Source organism: Acidovorax sp. KPB24-07 (assembly GCF_057543315.1).
Map to the genome: position 1 here is coordinate 1 of NZ_BAAJYS010000360.1, position 3321 is coordinate 3321.

Annotated in this window: 4 protein-coding genes; 1 reads left to right on the forward strand and 3 read right to left on the reverse strand. The window is 70.6% G+C overall.

What is annotated here, in order from left to right; translation table 11 throughout:
* The 3 genes from AC27IQ_RS20915 to AC27IQ_RS20925 all read right to left on the reverse strand — a co-directional run.
* Positions 1 to 297: septum site-determining protein MinC (locus tag AC27IQ_RS20915; protein WP_487090641.1), on the reverse strand; the 297-nt coding region annotated here is incomplete at its 3' end.
* Between the two features lie 290 nt (positions 298 to 587).
* Positions 588 to 1211: a CDP-diacylglycerol--serine O-phosphatidyltransferase gene (pssA, locus tag AC27IQ_RS20920; protein WP_284430412.1), complete on the reverse strand. Its 624-nt coding sequence runs from the start codon at positions 1209 to 1211 to the stop codon at positions 588 to 590.
* Positions 1212 to 1327: 116 nt separating this feature from the next.
* Positions 1328 to 1789 (reverse strand): Lrp/AsnC family transcriptional regulator, encoded by a 462-nt coding sequence (locus AC27IQ_RS20925; RefSeq protein WP_284397018.1) that lies wholly within the window; start codon positions 1787 to 1789, stop codon positions 1328 to 1330.
* 152 nt (positions 1790 to 1941) lie between these two features.
* On the opposite strand from AC27IQ_RS20925, the gene AC27IQ_RS20930 reads away from it, so the two are divergent.
* The gene (locus AC27IQ_RS20930; RefSeq protein WP_284430413.1) at positions 1942 to 3075 is read left to right on the forward strand and encodes an ornithine cyclodeaminase; all 1134 of its coding nucleotides are present in this window, start codon (positions 1942 to 1944) and stop codon (positions 3073 to 3075) included.
* The last annotated feature ends 246 nt before the right edge of the window (positions 3076 to 3321 follow it).

Here is a 3321-nt window from a genome sequence, read left to right on the forward strand (position 1 = left end):
CGCGGCCTCCATCTGCGCGGGGCTGCCGCCGCGCACGGCCACGGGCTGGGTATGGTGGCCGCGCAGCGCGGCGCACAGGGCGTCGAAATCGATGGCGTCGCCGGCCTCGCGCACGCCGGCCAGGTCGATCAGCACGGGGTCGTTGTCGAAGAAGTCCGGGTCGCTCTCCAGCCGTGCGGCCAGGTCGGCGGCGAGCACGCCGACGTCGGTGGTCTTGAGCACGACCGCCACCACGGGCAGCTGGGCGCTCTTGAGGTCAAAGCTGGTGCGGGCCTGGCCCGCCGTGTCAACGGCCATGGAAGGGGGGTACGTGGTGCGGAAAAAGGGGGAGCGGTACGCCCGGCCCGAAGGCGCGAAGTGTACCGTGGGGGCCCGCCGGTGCCTGTCGCGGGACGTATCCGCGCGCCACGCGCCGCATGGGGCAGGCACCTTGGCGCCGAGGCCCGGCCGGACAAGCCCATGCTTGCAGGCCGCGTGCGGCAGGCGCCGGCACCCTGGATTGAATCGGGCCTCAGCGCAATCAAATCACCGGCATGAAGCTATTATTTTCATAGCAAAACTTCGTCTCCCGAAGCCCGTCGCCCCTCTCAGAACTTGGGGATGCGGATGCGGCTGATCATGAGCGAGCCCGACAGCGCGAACAGCAGCACCAGCGGGTGCAGCGTGAACCCGCCCAGCACCACGCTGCCGAACCACAGGTGCTCGCGCACCGCGCCCAGGGCGGCGGCCAGCGCCATCAGGGCCACGAGCACGATGGAGGTGGGGATCGGCGTGCCCTCGAAGTATTTGACCTTGCCCGAGCCTTCCGACAGCGTTTCGGCGGTGACGTTGTAGCGCGCCAGGCGCGAGACGCCGCAGGCCACGAAGTACGCCAGCACGATGCGGTCGTACAGGCCCTGCATGCCGCAGGCGTAGGCGATGATGGCCGGGGCCACGCCGAACGAGATCACGTCGGCCAGCGAATCGAGCTCGCGCCCCATGGCCGAGGACTTTTGCCGCCAGCGCGCGATGCGGCCGTCCAGCACGTCGAAGATCAGCGCCGCCAGCACCAGCGCGCAGGCGAAGTACACGTGGCGCACCTCGCCGGTCTCCAGGAACGTCATGGACGAGAACAGCGCCCCCACGCCGCACACGGCGTTGCCCAGCGTGAACCAGTCGGCGAGGTGGAACTCGCGGATCATCGAAAAGCGCTTGGGGGTGGACTGGGACATGGACTCTCCTGGGTGGGTTGCGGCCGCCGCGCGCCGTGGAAGGCGGCGGTGGCAATGCCTGCCGATTATGGGCGGCGCCCCGAGGGGCGCACCGTCAGGCATGTCCTACGGGCCCGCTACGGCCCGGCCGTGCCGCGCCCGCCGGACGCGATGGGCGCGCGCACGGTCTCCAGGTGGATGCTGGTCTCGGTGTTGCTGATGCCCTTGATGAGGCGGATGCGCTCCAGCGCGTGCGCCAGTTCCGCTAGGCTGCCCACCTGCAGTTCGGCCAGCAGGTCCCAGCGGCCATTGGTGCTGTGCAGCGCCAGCACGCTGGGCTCGCCCAGCAGCGAGGCCGTGACCCGGCGCGCGTCGTTGCCCTCGATGGAGATGCTGGTCCAGGCCTGCAGTCCGCCGCCCGTCTCGCGCTCGGGCCGCAGCCGCACCGTGTAGCCGACGATCACGCCCGTGTCCTCCAGCCGGCGGATGCGGTTGGTGACGGTGCCGCGCGACACGCCCAGCCGCGTGGCCAGCGTGGCGACGCTGGCGCGGGCGTTGTGTCGCAGCTGGGCGATCAGTTGCTGGTCGATATTGTCCATTTCGGCAATTCCTTTGAGCAAAAAGCCAGTTTTTTGCGCTTATGCGTGCATTTTTGCCGATTTGAATTGGCGCGCCCTTGTGGGACGCTTGGGAACCCCATGCCGCCCCGACACCCGTCGCGTGGCGCGCCCACCGACGAGGAGCCGATCCCATGACCCCCGACCAACGCCCCATTCCCGGCACCATGTCCACCGAATTCCTGAGCGCCACGCGCGCCGCGCAATTGGTCGGCCGCACCGGCGTGGTGGAATGCCTGCGCGGCATGGCGCAGGCCATCGAAGAGGACTACGCCCGGTGGCAGGACTTCGACAAGTCCGCGCGCACCGCGAGCCATTCGCCCAACGGCGTCATCGAACTCATGCCCGTCGCCGACGCCCGCGACTACGCATTCAAGTACGTGAACGGCCACCCGGTCAACACTCGCCACGGCCTGCCCACGGTGATGGCCTTCGGCGCGCTGGCCGACGTGGCCACCGGCCACCCCTCCTTCCTGAGCGAGCTCACCCTGACCACGGCGCTGCGCACCGCGGCCACGTCGGCCATGGCCGCGCGCTACCTGGCCCGCCCGGACAGCCGCAGCATGGCGCTGATCGGCAACGGCGCGCAGAGCGAGTTCCAGGCGCTTGCCTTCGTGGGCCTGCTGGGCATCGGCGAGCTGCGCCTGTACGACATCGACCCGGCCGCCACGGCCAAGCTGGCGGCCAACCTCGCGCCGCTGGTGGCGCGGGGGGAGCTGGAGATCGTCCGCTGCGCCAGCACCGCCGAGGCCGTGCGCGGCGCGGACATCGTCACCACCGTCACCGCCGACAAGGCCTACGCCACGATCCTGCACGGCGACCTGGTCGAGCCTGGCATGCACATCAACGCCGTGGGCGGCGACTGCCCCGGCAAGACCGAACTGGCGGCCGAGGTGCTGCGGGCGGCCAGCGTGTTCGTGGAGTACGAGCCCCAGACCCGCATCGAAGGCGACCTGCAGCAGATGCCTGCCGACTTCCCCGTGACCGAGTTCTGGCGCGTGGTGCGCGGCGAGGCGCCGGCCCGCACGTCGCTCGCGCAGGTCACCGTGTTCGACTCGGTGGGCTTTGCGCTGGAGGACTACTCCGCCCTGCGCTTCATGCGAGCCCTGGGCCGCAGCGCGGGCCTGCTGCAGCCGCTGGAGCTGATTCCCGACCAGGCCGACCCCAAGGACCTGTACGCCCAGATCCAGCCGTGGATCGCCCTGGGCACGCCCGCAGGCGCCCCCCCGCTGGTGCAGGCCGCCGCCCACCTGGCGGAAGCGCTTTAAGCACGGGTGGGCCGCGCCAGGGCACGCCACCCATCGTCACCGTCCGCGTGCACACTGCACGCGCCCCATGCTGTTTTCCGCATGCCGCCAGACCGCATGCGGGGCAAAACTTTGGCGCCACGGCGCCCGCACGCCGTGCGTTTCCAGGAGATGAACCCATGACCGACACCGCAACCCCCGCCCCGCACACCCGCGCCACCCTCATCGGCGCCCCCACCGACGCCGGCGCCGCGCGCCTGGGCGCGG